Source organism: Leifsonia sp. NPDC058230, assembly GCF_042882245.1.
Taxonomy (GTDB): domain Bacteria; phylum Actinomycetota; class Actinomycetes; order Actinomycetales; family Microbacteriaceae; genus Leifsonia.
Genome location: NZ_JBHVWM010000002.1, coordinates 199,791 through 213,696, shown reverse-complemented (window position 1 = coordinate 213,696; position 13,906 = coordinate 199,791). Strand labels below are relative to the sequence as shown.

The 13,906-nt window shown below is 68.4% G+C and carries 15 protein-coding genes; 12 read left to right on the top strand and 3 right to left on the bottom strand.

What is annotated here, in order from left to right:
• Positions 1 to 123 precede the first annotated feature (123 nt).
• Genes ACFVV0_RS06665 through ACFVV0_RS06635 form a run of 7 tightly spaced genes read left to right on the top strand, consistent with a single transcriptional unit; the run spans position 124 to position 6,136 of the window.
• Positions 124 to 1,191, top strand: a complete 1,068-nt coding sequence (locus ACFVV0_RS06665) for a response regulator (RefSeq protein WP_387060079.1) — start codon at positions 124 to 126, stop codon at positions 1,189 to 1,191.
• Complete coding sequence (locus ACFVV0_RS06660; RefSeq protein WP_387060077.1) at positions 1,188 to 2,189, top strand: ATP-grasp domain-containing protein; 1,002 nt, start codon at positions 1,188 to 1,190, stop codon at positions 2,187 to 2,189. Before ACFVV0_RS06665 ends, ACFVV0_RS06660 begins: the two co-directional genes overlap by 4 nt.
• Positions 2,186 to 2,941, top strand: a complete 756-nt coding sequence (locus tag ACFVV0_RS06655; RefSeq protein ID WP_387060074.1) for a PHP domain-containing protein — start codon at positions 2,186 to 2,188, stop codon at positions 2,939 to 2,941. The genes ACFVV0_RS06660 and ACFVV0_RS06655 overlap by 4 nt, the downstream gene beginning before the upstream one ends.
• Before the next feature lie 37 nt (positions 2,942 to 2,978).
• Positions 2,979 to 3,134 (top strand): hypothetical protein, encoded by a 156-nt coding sequence (locus ACFVV0_RS06650; protein ID WP_387060071.1) that lies wholly within the window; start codon positions 2,979 to 2,981, stop codon positions 3,132 to 3,134.
• Positions 3,131 to 3,526 (top strand): response regulator, encoded by a 396-nt coding sequence (locus tag ACFVV0_RS06645; protein ID WP_387060067.1) that lies wholly within the window; start codon positions 3,131 to 3,133, stop codon positions 3,524 to 3,526. Before ACFVV0_RS06650 ends, ACFVV0_RS06645 begins: the two co-directional genes overlap by 4 nt.
• Positions 3,523 to 5,307 (top strand): sensor histidine kinase, encoded by a 1,785-nt coding sequence (locus tag ACFVV0_RS06640; protein WP_387060064.1) that lies wholly within the window; start codon positions 3,523 to 3,525, stop codon positions 5,305 to 5,307. The genes ACFVV0_RS06645 and ACFVV0_RS06640 overlap by 4 nt, the downstream gene beginning before the upstream one ends.
• 10 nt (positions 5,308 to 5,317) lie before the next feature.
• Entirely contained in the window at positions 5,318 to 6,136 is an 819-nt protein-coding gene (locus tag ACFVV0_RS06635) for a carbon-nitrogen hydrolase family protein (protein ID WP_387060061.1), read from the top strand.
• A 9-nt stretch (positions 6,137 to 6,145) separates the two neighbouring features.
• Here ACFVV0_RS06635 and ACFVV0_RS06630 read toward each other — a convergent pair whose 3' ends face one another.
• On the bottom strand, positions 6,146 to 7,342 hold the full coding sequence (locus ACFVV0_RS06630) for a pyridoxal phosphate-dependent aminotransferase (protein ID WP_387060058.1): 1,197 nt from the start codon (positions 7,340 to 7,342) through the stop codon (positions 6,146 to 6,148).
• A 165-nt stretch (positions 7,343 to 7,507) separates the two neighbouring features.
• Here ACFVV0_RS06630 and ACFVV0_RS06625 point away from each other — a divergent pair, with 165 nt between their 5' ends.
• From ACFVV0_RS06625 to ACFVV0_RS06610, 4 genes are all read left to right on the top strand, one after another.
• Positions 7,508 to 9,214: a S1C family serine protease gene (locus ACFVV0_RS06625; protein WP_387060056.1), complete on the top strand. Its 1,707-nt coding sequence runs from the start codon at positions 7,508 to 7,510 to the stop codon at positions 9,212 to 9,214.
• Positions 9,215 to 9,336: 122 nt separating this feature from the next.
• A complete protein-coding gene (locus tag ACFVV0_RS06620) occupies positions 9,337 to 10,383 on the top strand; it encodes a glycosyltransferase family 2 protein (protein ID WP_387060053.1) in 1,047 nt (348 codons plus the stop codon).
• A 2-nt stretch (positions 10,384 to 10,385) separates the two neighbouring features.
• Positions 10,386 to 11,219: a CDP-alcohol phosphatidyltransferase family protein gene (locus tag ACFVV0_RS06615; protein ID WP_387060050.1), complete on the top strand. Its 834-nt coding sequence runs from the start codon at positions 10,386 to 10,388 to the stop codon at positions 11,217 to 11,219.
• On the top strand, positions 11,212 to 12,093 hold the full coding sequence (locus ACFVV0_RS06610) for a glycosyltransferase family 2 protein (RefSeq protein ID WP_387060047.1): 882 nt from the start codon (positions 11,212 to 11,214) through the stop codon (positions 12,091 to 12,093). Before ACFVV0_RS06615 ends, ACFVV0_RS06610 begins: the two co-directional genes overlap by 8 nt.
• Positions 12,094 to 12,115: 22 nt before the next feature.
• On the opposite strand, the gene ACFVV0_RS06605 is transcribed toward ACFVV0_RS06610, so the two are convergent.
• Entirely contained in the window at positions 12,116 to 13,144 is a 1,029-nt protein-coding gene (locus tag ACFVV0_RS06605) for a hypothetical protein (protein WP_387060044.1), read from the bottom strand.
• Between the two features lie 83 nt (positions 13,145 to 13,227).
• Between ACFVV0_RS06605 and ACFVV0_RS06600 the strand changes: the two genes are divergently transcribed.
• Entirely contained in the window at positions 13,228 to 13,527 is a 300-nt protein-coding gene (locus ACFVV0_RS06600) for a helix-turn-helix domain-containing protein (RefSeq protein ID WP_387060041.1), read from the top strand.
• Between the two features lie 51 nt (positions 13,528 to 13,578).
• Here the strand turns inward: ACFVV0_RS06600 and ACFVV0_RS06595 are convergent, their stop codons facing one another.
• Complete coding sequence (locus ACFVV0_RS06595; protein WP_387060039.1) at positions 13,579 to 13,896, bottom strand: hypothetical protein; 318 nt, start codon at positions 13,894 to 13,896, stop codon at positions 13,579 to 13,581.
• Positions 13,897 to 13,906 lie beyond the last annotated feature (10 nt).

Below are 13,906 nucleotides of genomic sequence, written 5' to 3'. Positions count from 1 at the left end.
TTCGCGAAAATCAGGGGCGGTTCCGCCGGCGCGATGGCCGCCGCGGCGCCCCACACGGGGTGTGCGAATACACGCATTGTCCACCCGTCCGCCGATAGAGTTCTCTGACAGGAGGGGGAGTCCATGCCGAACTCGACATCGAAGTACCGGGTGTGCGTCATCGAAGACGATCCCGACGTCGCGTTCTTCATGAAGACAGTGCTCGAAAAGCGAGCGGATGCTGTGGTCCTTGCGATCACGGCCCCCGCGACGGCCATGCAGCAGATCGCCGAGTTCGAGCCCGATCTGGTGCTCACCGACATCGAGATGCCCGGGATCTCCGGGCTCGATCTCCTCAAGCAGCTTCGCGTCGCTTATCCAGGGATGCCCGTGGTCGTCATGACCGCGCACGTCTCCGTTGACTACGCGGTCTCCGCGCTACGGTCGCAGGCCGACGAGTTCCTCACCAAGCCGGTCGCCTCCGCCGATCTGGTGTCCATCGTGACCAGGCTGGCCGAGGAGGGGCGCACCAAGAAAGCCGCGGCAGCGCCGCAGGTCGTGCTCGCGATCGGCGCGCATCCGGATGACGTGGAGATCGGAGTCGGCGGCATCCTCTCCGCGCATCGCGACGCGGGCAACCAGGTCGTCATCCTCACGATGTCCCGCGGCGCGCGCGGCGGGGATGCGCAGAACCGTCAGCACGAGTCGCTGGCCGCCGCCGAGCTGCTCGGCGCCCGCCTCTTCATGGAAGACCTCGAGGACACCCACATCTCGGCCGCCGATCCCACGGTGGGGATCATCGAGCGCGTCGTGGCCGAGGTGCGCCCGGACATCGTCTACACGCACTCGGCACACGACCGGCATCAGGACCATCGCGCTGTGCACGCCGCGACGCTGGTCGCCACCCGCAGCGTGCGAACGGTGTGCTGCTATCAGAGCCCGTCGGCCACCATCGACTACCGGCCGACCCGGTTCGTGCCGATCGACGGGTTCACGGATGCGAAGCTCGCGTTGATCGACTGCTTCCAGTCCCAGACGGAGCTGCGCACCTACCTCGATCCCGATTTCGTGTTGGCGACGGCTCGCTACTGGTCGCGCTTCGGCGGCGGTCAGAACTGCGAGCCGCTCGAAGTCATCAAGGACACCGCCGACATCTCCGTGCCCGTCTCCTCGATGACCCAGGGTGCCCGATTCAAAGGAAACTCCGCGTGACCAGAGTTCTCGTGACCGGTGCCGGCGGTCCGGCCGGTGTAGCGGTCATCCGCTCGCTGCTCGCCCGTGAAGACGTCGATGTCTTCGCCGCCGACATGGACGGCTGGGCGAGCGGGCTCTACCTCGTCCCCGCCGAGAACCGCAGGATAATTCCGGCCGGACGGTCCGAGACGTTCGTCGACGACGTCATCGCGCTGTGCGCTGCCGACTCGATCGAGGTGCTCTTCTCGACGGTCGACGTCGAGCTCCCCGCTCTCGCGGCTCGACGGGAGGAGCTTCTCGCCGCCGGGACTGCCCTGGCCGCACCGAGCCACGAGACGCTCATCGTCTGCCTGGACAAGTACAAACTGGCTGAGCGCTGTTCACCATCGACGGCCGTCCCCGAGACCCGTCTGCTCAACCGGGACGGGGTCGGTCACGATTGGGAGTTCCCCGTCATCGTGAAGCCACGAAGCGGCGCCGGTTCGCGCGGGGTCAAGCTGATCGCCGACCGCGGCGCACTCGAGACGCTCGGCACCGACGAGAGCATCCTCATCCAGGAGAACCTGCCGGGGGAGGAGTTCTCGGTCGACGTCCTCGCCGCCTTCGACGGCACGGTGATCGCCGCCGTCCCGCGATCGCGTGAGCGGGTCGACTCCGGTGTGTCGATCGCCGGGCGCACGGTTCGCCGTGACGAGTTGATCGAGACGGCCTCCGCTGTCGCCCGGGCCATCGGGCTGACCGGGGTGGCGAACGTGCAGCTCCGCTACAGCACAGCCGGCATCCCCGCGCTTCTCGAGGTGAATCCGCGCTTCCCGGGAGCGATGCCCCTGACCATCGCCGCGGGCGTCGACATGCCCTCGCTGCTGCTCGACCTGGTTCTGGGCCGGCCGGTGCCGAGCGCGGTCGACTTCATCGAGCTCGCCAACGTGCGGTACCTGGAAGACGTCTTCCTCGATCCGTCCAGCGTGCTCGTCTCCGAGAACGCCGCCCATGCCGAAGGGCCCGGCGAGGAATGACTCCGGCTGGTTCGGCGCCGACGCAGCGCGAGTTGCTGCTGGGTGACTACCACGTGCACTCCACCTTCTCCGACGACGCGCACAGCACACTCGCCGACAACCTTGCGGCGGCGGATGCGGCCGGGCTTCGAGCGATCCGCCTCACCGACCACGTGCGTGCGGCGACCACGTGGGTGCCCGAGTTCGTCGCTGCTGTGGCGGCCGAGCGAATCCCGAGCGGGCTGAGGGTGATCACCGGGGTCGAGACGAAACTGCTGGACGCGTCCGGTGCCGTCGACCTCCCCTCCGACCTCATCGTCGGCGCGCCCGGCGGAGTGGACGCGATCGTGATCGGCGACCACCAGTTCCCGGGGCCGGACGGCCCCTGGTCGCCGGGGGCGACCCGGGAGCGGCTGGCCTCCGGGCTGTCCGAGGAGGATGCTCTCGACCTGTTCGTCACGGCGAGCGTGCGCGTGATGGAACGCACCCCGCACGCGCAGCTGGCGCACTGGTTCTCGATTCTGCCCAAGGTCGGTCTCTCCGAGGACGGGCTGGGCGCATCCCGCCTCACCGCCTGGGCGGACACGGCGGCGCGCACCGGAACAATCGTCGAGGTCAACGAGAAGTGGGCCTGCCCGGGGCCGGCAGCCGTTGCGGCACTGGTGGCATCCGGTGCGCGGATCGTCGCCTCCACCGACAGCCATGCGGCGGCCGAGGTCGGCCGCTACGACCGCGTCGTCCGCATTCTCGACGAGGCCGGGATGCCCGCATGAACCGAACGACCGTACCGATCCGCACCAGGAGAGACCGATGAGCCCCGCTGAACTCTCTGGAGACCTGCGCGCCGAACTGCAGCAGGAGATCGACAACGACCGGCGTTCGGAGTTCCGGCTGCTGCCCTCTGCCGGTGTCGCCCTCATCGTGATCGCCGCGATCGTGGCGGTGCGCGTGGTGTTCTTCTCGTGAGCGGGGCCGACGCCAAGCGGGTGGTGATCGCCGACGACGATGCCGACATCCGGGCGCTGATGGTGATCGCGGCGAAACGGGCGGGCGTCGAGGTCGCGGCTGCCGTCGACAACGGTCGCGACGCGCTCGACGCCGTGCGTCGGGGCGGGATCGACCTCGCTGTGCTCGACATCTCCATGCCGGGGATGAACGGCGTCGAGGTTGCCAGCAGCATCCGTGAGGATGCGGCGACGAGCGGGACGCTCATCCTGATGATCTCGGCCTCGGTTCAGCTGCTGACCGATCACGGAATCGTCGCCGAACGCTCCGACTCGTTTTTGATCAAGCCGTTCAGTCCCCGGATGCTGTCCCTGCGCATCCGCGAGATGCTCGGACTGGAGGCGCCCGCATGACTCTCGACGGCTGGCTGAGACGGATCTCGCTCGATTCGCCGTCGCCGTTCCTCAAACAGCTTCCGACGATCGTCGCGTTCGCGCTGGCGATCGTGATCGCGCTGCTGCCGATCGGTGAGACGATCGCGGATCCCACCTACTTCGTGATCGCCGTCGGGCTGGTGGCGCTCGCGTCGATCCTGGCCCTCGCTCTGCCCTGGCGGCGCATCGGCGCCGAGTGGTCGATCATCGTCCCGGTGATCTCGCTGTTCGCTGTCGCGTTCTTCCGTATGGCGACGGGAGGGTCGAACTCGCCGTTCGCCGCACTCCTCCTCCTGCCGTTCGTCTGGATCGCGACAGAGGAGGGCCGCATCAATGTGCTGATCGCGGCACTCGGAACGTTTCTGGTGCTCTTCGCGCCCTTCATCGTCGACCCGGACTCCGCCGAGTCGGTCGGCGGGCTCCTGCGTGCGTTCTTCTCTCCTGTCGTCTACCTGATGGTCGCCGCCGTGATCAACGAGATCGCGCACCGGGTCAGGCAGCAGCTCGCTGCCGCCCGGGCAGCAGCCGCGCAGCGCAAGCAGCTGCTGGAAGAGGCCGTTCTGGCCAAGGACGAGCTGGCGCTCAACGAGGCCAGGCTCAAGACCGCGAACCGGCTCATCCAGAGCATCTGGAACGCCGTGACCGAGCAGTCCGTGATCGGAACCGACCTGGACGGCCTGATCGATGTCTGGAATCCGGGAGCCGAGAAGATGTTCGGCCTCACCGAGAAGCAGGTGCTCGACGCGAAACGGCACGTCGTCGACTTCCATCTGGTGTCCGAGCTCGAGCAGCGACTCCGCGACATGGATGCCACGATCACCACCGTCTCCAGCGCCGAAGACTTCTCCGCTCTCGTCGACGCCGTCAGGTCCGGCTTCGCGGATGTGCGCGACTGGACCTACGTGCGGCCCGACGGAAAGCTCGTCCCGGTGCAGGTGGCGGCGACGCCGCGCCTCGACGAGAACGGCCACCGCGTCGGGTTCATCTTCGTCGCGACCGACATGACCCAGGCCCGCGAGTTCGCACGTCTGAAGGACGAGTTCGTCGGCCTGATCTCGCACGAGCTCCGCACGCCCCTGAGCTCCATCCTCGGATACCTGGAGCTCATGAAAGACGACGAGGACGATCCGCTGTCCGAGGAGCAGCTCCAGTATCTCGCCGTCGCCGAGCGCAATGCCCACCGGCTCCTCCGGCTGGTCGGCGACCTGCTGTTCACGGCACAGGTCGAGTCCGGCCGGTTCCCGCTCACCCTCGGCGAGGTCGACCTCGGCAGCGTCATCGCCGCCTCCGTCGAGTCGGCGCGTCCCGTCTCCGATGCCGCAGCGGTCACGCTGGCGGTCGAGGCCCCTGGTCACCGGGTCGTCATACAGGGTGACGCCCTGCGCCTCGGACAGGCCGTGGACAACCTCATCTCCAACGCCGTCAAGTTCACGCCGGCGAACGGGCGCGTCACCGTGTCGCTCCGCGAGGAGCACGGCGAGGTCGTGATCGGTGTCGCCGACACCGGCATCGGGATCCCCGCGGTCGAGCTCAGCAAGCTCTCCACCCGCTTCTTCCGCGCTTCGACTGCGACACGCAACGCGGTACCCGGCGTCGGGCTCGGACTCACGATCACGAAGGCGATCGTGACCGCTCACGGCGGCAGCGTCGACATCACCAGCGAAGAGGGAGTCGGCACGACGATCAGTGTGCGGCTACCGTTGGAGGCGGCAGCAGCTCGGGCGGAACAGGCGGCCGTGCAGGCCGAAGGCAGAGCGTAGGGAGCGACCGATGGGCGAGAGGGCTTCGAGCATCCTGGTCGCCGTCGTGCAGTTCGCGCCGACCGACGACCGGATGCGCAACCGCGATCGGATCGCCGCTTTCGTCGCCGTCGCGGCGGCACGCGGTGCGCGGCTGGTCGTGTTCCCGGAGTACTCGTCGTACTTCGTGCATCCGCTCGGCGATGGATTCGTGCGAAACGCCGAGCCTCTCGACGGGGACTTCGTCGCGGCTCTCGGTGAGGCCGCGGGCGAGCACGGTGTCTTCGTCGTCGCCGGCCTTGTCGAGCAGACCGAGGACGCGCACCGATTCTCCAATACTCTGGTCGCCGTCGACCCGCTGGGCGATGTCGTCGCCACCTACCGCAAGCAGCACCTCTACGACGCGTTCGGCGCTCGCGAGTCGGACTGGGTCGTGCCCGGAGACCTCGACGCACCGCAGATCTTCGATGTCGAAGGCGTTCCGGTCGGACTCCAGACCTGTTACGACCTCCGGTTCCCCGAAGTCAGTCGACGACTGGTGGATGCGGGGGCCGAACTCATCCTCGTTCCGGCGGAGTGGGTGCGCGGTCCGCTCAAGGAGCACCACTGGCAGACCCTGGTGACGGCCCGAGCCATCGAGAACACCGTCTACGTCGCCGCCGCCGACCACACGCCGCCGATCGGCGTCGGCACGAGCCTCATCGTCGACCCGATGGGCGTCGCGGTGGCGGCACTGGGGGAGGCGACGGGCGTGGCCGTCGCCGAGGTGTCGCGAGCACGCGTCGCAGAGGTGCGGGAGTCGAATCCGAGTCTCGCCCTGCGCCGGTATCGTGTGGAGCCGATCGACTAGCCCTCGCTGTCAGTGTTTCAGCTCGGCAAGCTGCGCTGCGGCCCGCTCGAGCACGTCGATGCGCTTGCAGAATGCGAATCGCACCAGTGACGCCGTCCTCTCCGCGAAGTCGTCCTTGCAGAATGCCGACAATGGAACGGCGACCACTCCGGCGAGACCCGGGAGTGCTTTGCAGAACTCGACCGCATTGCGGTAGCCGAGCGGGGCGGCGTCCGCCACGACGAAATAGGTGCCGTCGGAGGGGGAGACCGCGAAACCGGCCTCGCGAAGACCGTCGCTGAGCACATCCCTCTTGTGGCGCAGGCTGTCGGCGATGCCGGTGAAGTATTCGCGTGGCAGTCGCAACCCCGTCGCGATCGCCGGCTGGAAGGGTGCACCGTTCACGTACGTCAGGAACTGCTTGACCGCGAGCACCGCGGTGACCAGCTCGGCGGGTGCCGTGATCCAGCCGATCTTCCAGCCGGTGGTGTTGAACGTCTTACCGCCGGAAGAGATGCTGACCGTGCGTTCCCGGGCACCCGGCACCGTGGCGATCGGAACGTGCCTCGGGCCGAACGTGAGGTGCTCGTACACCTCGTCGGTGACGATGATCGCGTCGTGCCGGTGCGCGAGGTCGACGATCGTCTCGAGCACCTCCCGCGTGAGGACCGTTCCCGTCGGGTTGTGCGGGCTGTTCACCAGGATGACCCTGGTGCGGTCCGTGACGGATGCGCGCAGCTCGTCGAGATCCGGCTGAAAGCCCGGCAGGCGTAGCGGCACAGTGCGATGGATGCCGTCGGCCAGCGCGATCAGTGCTCCGTACGCGTCGTAGAAGGGCTCGAACGTGACGACCTCGTCCCCCGGCTCCAGGAGTGCGAGCAGGGTCGCGGCGAGCGCCTCCGTCGCACCCGCGGTGACGAGCACCTCGCGGTCGGGATCGAACCGCAGCTCGTAGAACCGCTCCTGGTGCTCGGCGATGGCGTGCCGGAGGTCGGGGGTGCCGATGCCAGGCGGGTACTGGTTCTCTCCGCTGCGGATGGCCGACACGGCCGCGCTCAGCACTTCGGCCGGTCCGTCCTCATCGGGAAAGCCCTGTCCGAGGTTGATCGCACCCGTGCGGGCGGCGAGCGCGCTCATCTCCGCGAAGATCGTGGCGGCGACAGAACCGTCGTCGCCGAGCAGACCGGCGCCGCGTGCTGCGCGCCGCCAGGATCCGTTGACCGTCATGCCGTTCCTTCCGTCCTGTGACACCAACCTACTTCGGTCACTCCGGGCGGACGCATTCGCTACGTTAAGGAGAGTCATCGGGAGGCGGAAGGCCGTCCACAGGGTGCGCAAATAGAACGTCCAGGTTCGCAGCCCAAGCTTTGAGTGCTTGGAAGGAGCAACACCATGACCGACACCCCGAACACACCGGAGCCCGCGAAGGCCCAGCACGACGCCGCGACCGAGTCGGCCGTGGCTGGAGCAGCCGAGACCACCCCCGAGACCCCCGCGGCTGCGGCACCCGCCGCGCCGGCCGCACCCGAGCCGGCTGCGTCTGCAGCTCCGGCGGCCCCGGCGGCTCCGGCTGCCCCGGCGGCCGGCCAGGAGCCCGCGGCACCCGCCGCCCCTGAGGCGCCCGCCCAGACCGCTGCGCAGCCGACGGTTCCGCAGCCCGCGCCGGTCGCACCGGCCGCTGCAACCCAGCCCACCCAGCCCACTCAGCCGGTACCGCCGCAGCCCTACGGCCAGCAGCCGCAGCCGAACTACGGCCAGGGCGCGTTCGGGCAGCCGGCCCCGCAGCCGCACCAGGGCGTCCCGCAGCAGCCGTACGGCTCGCACGCCCAGCAGAACCCGTACGCGGCCCACAACGGAGCGCCGCTGCCCGCCAGCACGCAGAGCACGAAGAAGCGCGGAACGGGCATGATCGTCGCCACGCTGGCGATCGGCGCCCTCATCGGCGGCATCGCCGGGGCCGGCGCGGGAGTCGGCATCTACGCCGCGACCGGCGGGAACAACTCCGTCGTCAGCACGGCCACCGGCCCGCAGAACGTCACGGTCAACAACGCGAACGACGCCACCACCGTCACCGCGGTCGCCGCCAAGGCCTCCCCGAGCGTCGTCACCATCTCGGTGACCGGCGGCAGCTCGGGCGGCACGGGTTCCGGCATCGTCCTCACCTCGGACGGGTACATCCTCACCAACACGCACGTCGTCACCCTCGACGGCCAGGCGTCGGATGTGACCGTCTCCGTGCAGGACAACAACGGCAAGCTCTACAGCGCGAAGATCGTCGGAACCGACCCGACGACCGACCTCGCCGTCATCAAGCTCGACGGCGCATCCGGGCTCACCCCGATGGCCTTCGCCGACTCGAGCAAGCTGAACGTCGGTGACACGGCGGTCGCGATCGGCGCTCCGCTCGGCCTCGCCGGCACGGTGACCGACGGCATCGTCAGCGCCCTCAACCGCAGCATCAGCATCGCCTCCTCGGCGGCGCCGGACAGCAGTGACGGCAGCACGGGCGGCCAGACCCCGTTCAACTTCGACTTCCCGGGTCAGGGCGGCGGCGGAAGCCAGTCCCAGACCCAGTCGCAGGCGACGATCTCGCTGCCGGTCATCCAGACCGACGCTTCGATCAACCCGGGCAACTCGGGTGGCGCGCTGCTGAACGCCAAGGGCGAGCTGATCGGCGTGAACGTCGCCATTGCGAGCGCGGGCGGAACCTCGACCGACGGCACGCAGTCGGGCAGCATCGGCGTCGGATTCGCCATCCCGGCGAATCTCGCCAAGCGCGTCTCCGACGAGCTGATCGCGAACGGGAAGGCCACTCACGGTCTGCTCGGCGCCTCGGTCGTCGACTCGAGCTCCGACAGCAAGGCCACCACGGTCGGCGCCCTGATCAAGGAGATCACCGGCGGCGGGGCTGCATCCTCGGCCGGTCTGCAGGCAGGCGACATCGTCGTCGGCTTCAACGGCGTCCCGATCACCAGCGCGACCGACCTGACCGCACAGGTCCGGGCCCTCGCAGCCGGCGCGAAGGCCGACGTGACCTACATCCGCGGAGACCAGACGAAGACCGCGACGGTCACCCTCGGATCGCTTCCCGCGAACTGATCGCACCCGACCCCGTAGAGGCCGTCCCGCACCCGCGGGGCGGCCTCTGCTGTGTGCGCTCCAAGGGTCGGCGGGCCCTCGGCTGATAAGCTCGACCGACCCGAAAACGACGAATGGATCAGATGCCGGACGAAGCAACACAGAGCGCCCTCCCGGGAGTGTCGTATGTGATGCCCGTTCTGAACGAGGTCACACATGTGCGCGCCGCTGTCGACAGTCTGCTGAACCAGGACTACCCGGGACCCTTCGAGGTCACCCTGGCCCTGGGGCCGAGCATGGACGGCACGACCCAGCTCGTCGAAGAGCTCGCGTCGGTCGATCCGCGCATCCACGTGGTGGACAATGTGGTCGGTTCCACGCCCGCCGGCCTGAATCTGGCGATCCGTGCATCCCAATACCCCGTGGTGGTGCGGGTGGATGCGCACTCGGTGCTCCCTCCGGACTACGCCCGCATCGCGGTCGAGACCATTCTCGAGACCGGGGCCGACAACGTCGGCGGTTTGATGGATGCGCAGGGCACGACCCACTTCGAGCGAGCCGTCGCCCGCGCGTACGGCAGCCGAATCGGTCTCGGCGGCACGAAGCTCCACGTCGGCGGTGAGGCGGGTGCGTCGGAGACCGTCTACCTGGGTGTGTTCCGGCGTGACCGCCTGCTCGAAGTCGGACTCTTCGACGAAGGCATCAAGCGCGGTCAGGACTGGGAGCTGAACCGACGCCTGCGCTCCAGCGGCGGCACCGTCTGGTTCACCCCTCGGCTCAAAGTCACGTACCGTCCTCGACCGAACCTGTACCGACTCGCGCGGCAGTTCGTCTCCACCGGCGTCTGGCGCGGAGAACTCGCGCGCCGTTTTCCCGCGTCCAACGGCATCCGCTACTTCGTGCCGCCTGCCATGGTCGTCGGAGTGACCGTCGGGCTGATCCTCGGCATCGTCGGCATCGTGCAAGCGGCCGTCGGCGCCGCCCCCTGGCTGCTGATCGGCTTCGCCGCGCCGCTGTTCTACATCCTCATCGTCATCGTCTCGGCGCTGCTCTGGGGCCGGCGCGACGGCTTTCGCTCGTTCCTCTGGTTTCTCGTAGTCTTGCCGTGCATCCACTTCTGCTGGGGGATCGGGTTCCTGCTCGGCTTTCTCTCCCTCTCGCGGAACATCACCGCCCACACGGGAAGGTAGTCATGTCGTCCCCAGACAACGGAGCGAGCGTCGTTCCCGAACACGGCGCACGCCCGTCCTCCATCGCCGAGCTGCGTGCCGTCGCGCAGCCCCCGGAGGTGCGTGGGCGCCGCAATGCCGAGCACTGGACCGCGTCGCTGTATCTCCGCAAGCTCTCGCCCTACCTCACGTGGCTGTTGCTGAAGACCTCGATCTCGGCGAACGGTGTCACCGGACTGATGATCCTGACCGGATGGGCGACCGCAGCGGCGCTGCTCATCCCCGGATTCGGCGGGGCGGCCCTGGCCCTCATCCTCGGCCAGCTCCAGATGCTCGTCGACTGCTGCGACGGTGAAGTCGCGCGCTGGCGCAAGACCTCGTCGCCCGCGGGGATCTTCCTCGACAACGTCGGGCACTATTCCACCGAGACCTTGATCGCGATCGCCCTCGGCATCCGTGCCGCCGGCTACCCGTTCGAAACGCCGGAAGATCTCCTCTGGACGAATCTCGGCACGCTTCTCGCGCTCATCATCGTGCTCAACAAGGCCCTCAACGACATGGTTCGTGTCGCCCGCGCCAACGCGGGACTGCCCAAGCTGGCCGACACCCGGAGCGAATACGCACCCACCCACGGGCTCATCGCCCGGCTGAGACGCGTGGCGCACTTCGTGCCGTTCCACCGCCTGTACCACTCAGTGGAGCTGACCATCCTGATCTTCGTCTTCGCGATCGTCGGACTCTTCATCGGTGACGTGCTCGCAGACCGCATCCTGCTCCTCGCGCTCGTGCCCCTCGCCCTGCTCGCCCTGATCGGGCATTTCGTCGCCATCATGGCCTCGAAACGGGTCCGTGGCTGAGCCGCGGGTCGGCGTCGTCGTCCTCACCCAGGGAACGCGGCCGGAGGACCTGCACCGCGGCATCTCCTCGGTGCTCGCGCAGACCGGCGTCGTGACCGACGTCGTCGTCGTCGGCAACGGCTGGGACCCGGCCACGGCCGAACCACCGCTGCCCGCCGGTGTGCACACGCTGCACCTGCAGGAGAACCTCGGCATCCCCGCGGGCAGGAATCAGGGCGTGCCGCTCGTCTCGGGCGAGATCCTGCTCTTCCTGGACGACGATGCGAGCATCCCGTCGACCACCTTCCTCACCGACGCGATCGCGCTCCTTCAGCACGACGAGAGCGTCGGGATGATCCAGCCGCGCATCGTCGACCCGTCGGGCAAGATGTCGCCGCGGCGCTGGATCCCGCGCATCCGCAAGGGCGATCCCGGTCACTCGAGTGCGGTGTTCTCCGTGTGCGAGGCGGTCATCGTGATGCCGCGACGCGTCTTCGACGCAGCCGGCGGTTGGGCCGCCCCGTTCTTCTACGCCCACGAAGGCATCGACCTGGCGTGGAAGGTCTGGGACCAAGGTCTCCGCACCTGGTACGCGGGTGAGCTGATCGCCAACCACCCGGCGGTCTCCCCGACGCGGCACTCCTACTACTACCGCCTGAACGCCCGCAATCGGGTCTGGCTGGCGCGCCGAAACCTGCCGGCCGTGCTCATCCCGTTGTATGTCGGCTCCTGGACCGGCATCCAGCTCCTGCGCTGGTTCCGTCAGCCTGCCGTGCTGCGGGCCTGGTTCGGCGGCTGGTCGGAGGGCTGGCGAAGCGATCCGGGGGAGCGCCGTGCGCTGCGCTGGTCGACGGTGTGGCGGATGACGCGCGCAGGACGGCCGCCGATCGTCTAGCCTCCAGCAGGACGGGGTCGGTTCAGTCCTCTGGACGCTCGTCGAGGTCGGAGTCGACGTCGAAGGCATCATCGTGGGGCCCCGGCTGGGCGCTCTCGATGCGCTTGCGGGGGAGCGCCCTGCGAAGGGCGCGTCCGGCGTTGCCTGCGGCCTTTCCGGCCTTACCTGCCACGTTTCCGGCTCCGCTCCCGAGGCGGCGCGCGCCCTCTGCCGTCGCTTCGAGGGACCGTGTCGCGATCCCGCCCCCTTCCCGCTTCACGCGAACGGTGCGGGCGGTGAGGGTGAGGGCCGGCGCGAAGTCGTGCGGGGCCGCGCCGAACGCCAATCGGGAGTTCTGCACCACTCGACGGCCGAGGATGTTGTTTCCCGCACCGCCGATGACCGCTCCGACCCCGAACGGGATGGCGCGGCCGATCATGCTGGCGCCGCCGCGCACGGCGAACTGACGGAGGAACACGTTTTTGAGGCGATCGACCAGAGGGCCGACCACGACGGTGGGCAGGCTGGCGGTGACCAGCTCGCCCCAGTAGGCCGAGCGGGAGCTTCCGCCACCGGTCACCTGCCCGGCGAGCTGTCTGACGAGGTCTGAGCCTTCTCGGCCCAGCATCATCGTGAGCACGAGGGCACGGGCCCTCTCCGGATCGTCGACGGCGATGCCGTGGAGTTCACTGAGCGACTGCGCGTAGAGCGAGGTCGCCTCGAGGAATGCGAATGTCTCCACTCCCGAGAGTGCGAGGGTGACTCCTGTGCCGATCGCGGGGATGACCGCGGTCACGCCGACCGCGGCCCCGCCTGTGGTGACAGCCGCAAGATAGCGGCGCTGAAGAATGATCGTGAGGTCGGCCGGTGTGGCGTCGGGATGGCGGCGCCGGATGCTCCGCAGATGCGCGAGCACGACGGGTCGCTGGATCGCGAGGAATCTGTCGAGGGTCGTGTTGAGCACGCGTGGGGTATCGCCGCCTTTCGGCGGGCCGCCGGTGACCGATACGATCGGTTTCTCCTGTTTCGCCATCGTCTGACGAGTGTAGAGGTCGTCCCTGAATGCACGCATTTTCTGTACTCTGAACTGGAGGCCACCAGGCTAGAGGCGCCGTGGCTCTGGATGAGGAAGCGTGATACCCGTAGTTATGTTGTATGCCTGAACCACACTCGCTCGCTGCCCAGACATTCGGAGAACGCGTCCGGAGAGCGCGCGTCGATCTGGGCATCAGCCAGGAAAGCGTCGCCGACCTCGCGCAGATGCACGTCACCAACTTCGGAAAGATCGAGCGCGGCTGCGCCAACCCGAGTCTGCACACGATCATCCGAATCGCCAGCGTTCTCGGCGTGGATCCGGCGGCACTCCTCGGCGGCATCGGCGTGAACCAGCTCCCGTCCCACTTCCACGTTCTGACGGCCGCCGAATTCGTTCGCGAACGTCGCAGTCGGCGCTGAACCCGGGCGGCCGGCTCCGGGACCGTGCGGGCACGGTCCCGGAGCACCGCCTCAGAAGCTCACGTGCCAGAGATACTCCAAGCCATCCGGTTGGAACCAGCGGACGACCATGACGGTGTCACGCTCCAGCTCTGGGCCCGACACGGTGGCGGAGACAGCGTCTCCAGGCGCCACCGACGCCGGAGCGCTCACACGCAGGCGCGCCCGGCCGGACACGCTGACGCTCACGCCGCGGAGCACATCATGCCCCGTGTTCACGAGCCGATAGACCGGGGGAGCGCTCCGGTCGACGCGCCACGGCACCCGGTAGGCGAGCCCCCGATCGGGGCGAACGGACAATGGACGGCGAAGAACTCGAAAACGAACCATGCCAGAAAAA

Excerpts from the sequence above, each read along its gene's own strand:
- ACFVV0_RS06630 (WP_387060058.1), bottom strand. The coding sequence starts at position 7,342 with ATGACGGTCAACGGATCCTGGCGGCGCGCAGCACGCGGCGCCGGTCTG.
- ACFVV0_RS06640 (WP_387060064.1), top strand. The coding sequence starts at position 3,523 with ATGACTCTCGACGGCTGGCTGAGACGGATCTCGCTCGATTCGCCGTCG.
- ACFVV0_RS06615 (WP_387060050.1), top strand. The coding sequence starts at position 10,386 with ATGTCGTCCCCAGACAACGGAGCGAGCGTCGTTCCCGAACACGGCGCA.
- ACFVV0_RS06665 (WP_387060079.1), top strand. The coding sequence starts at position 124 with ATGCCGAACTCGACATCGAAGTACCGGGTGTGCGTCATCGAAGACGAT.
- ACFVV0_RS06635 (WP_387060061.1), top strand. The coding sequence starts at position 5,318 with ATGGGCGAGAGGGCTTCGAGCATCCTGGTCGCCGTCGTGCAGTTCGCG.
- ACFVV0_RS06605 (WP_387060044.1), bottom strand. The coding sequence starts at position 13,144 with ATGCGTGCATTCAGGGACGACCTCTACACTCGTCAGACGATGGCGAAA.
- ACFVV0_RS06600 (WP_387060041.1), top strand. The coding sequence starts at position 13,228 with ATGCCTGAACCACACTCGCTCGCTGCCCAGACATTCGGAGAACGCGTC.
- ACFVV0_RS06620 (WP_387060053.1), top strand. The coding sequence starts at position 9,337 with ATGCCGGACGAAGCAACACAGAGCGCCCTCCCGGGAGTGTCGTATGTG.
- ACFVV0_RS06595 (WP_387060039.1), bottom strand. The coding sequence starts at position 13,896 with ATGGTTCGTTTTCGAGTTCTTCGCCGTCCATTGTCCGTTCGCCCCGAT.
- ACFVV0_RS06655 (WP_387060074.1), top strand. The coding sequence starts at position 2,186 with ATGACTCCGGCTGGTTCGGCGCCGACGCAGCGCGAGTTGCTGCTGGGT.
- ACFVV0_RS06625 (WP_387060056.1), top strand. The coding sequence starts at position 7,508 with ATGACCGACACCCCGAACACACCGGAGCCCGCGAAGGCCCAGCACGAC.
- ACFVV0_RS06650 (WP_387060071.1), top strand. The coding sequence starts at position 2,979 with ATGAGCCCCGCTGAACTCTCTGGAGACCTGCGCGCCGAACTGCAGCAG.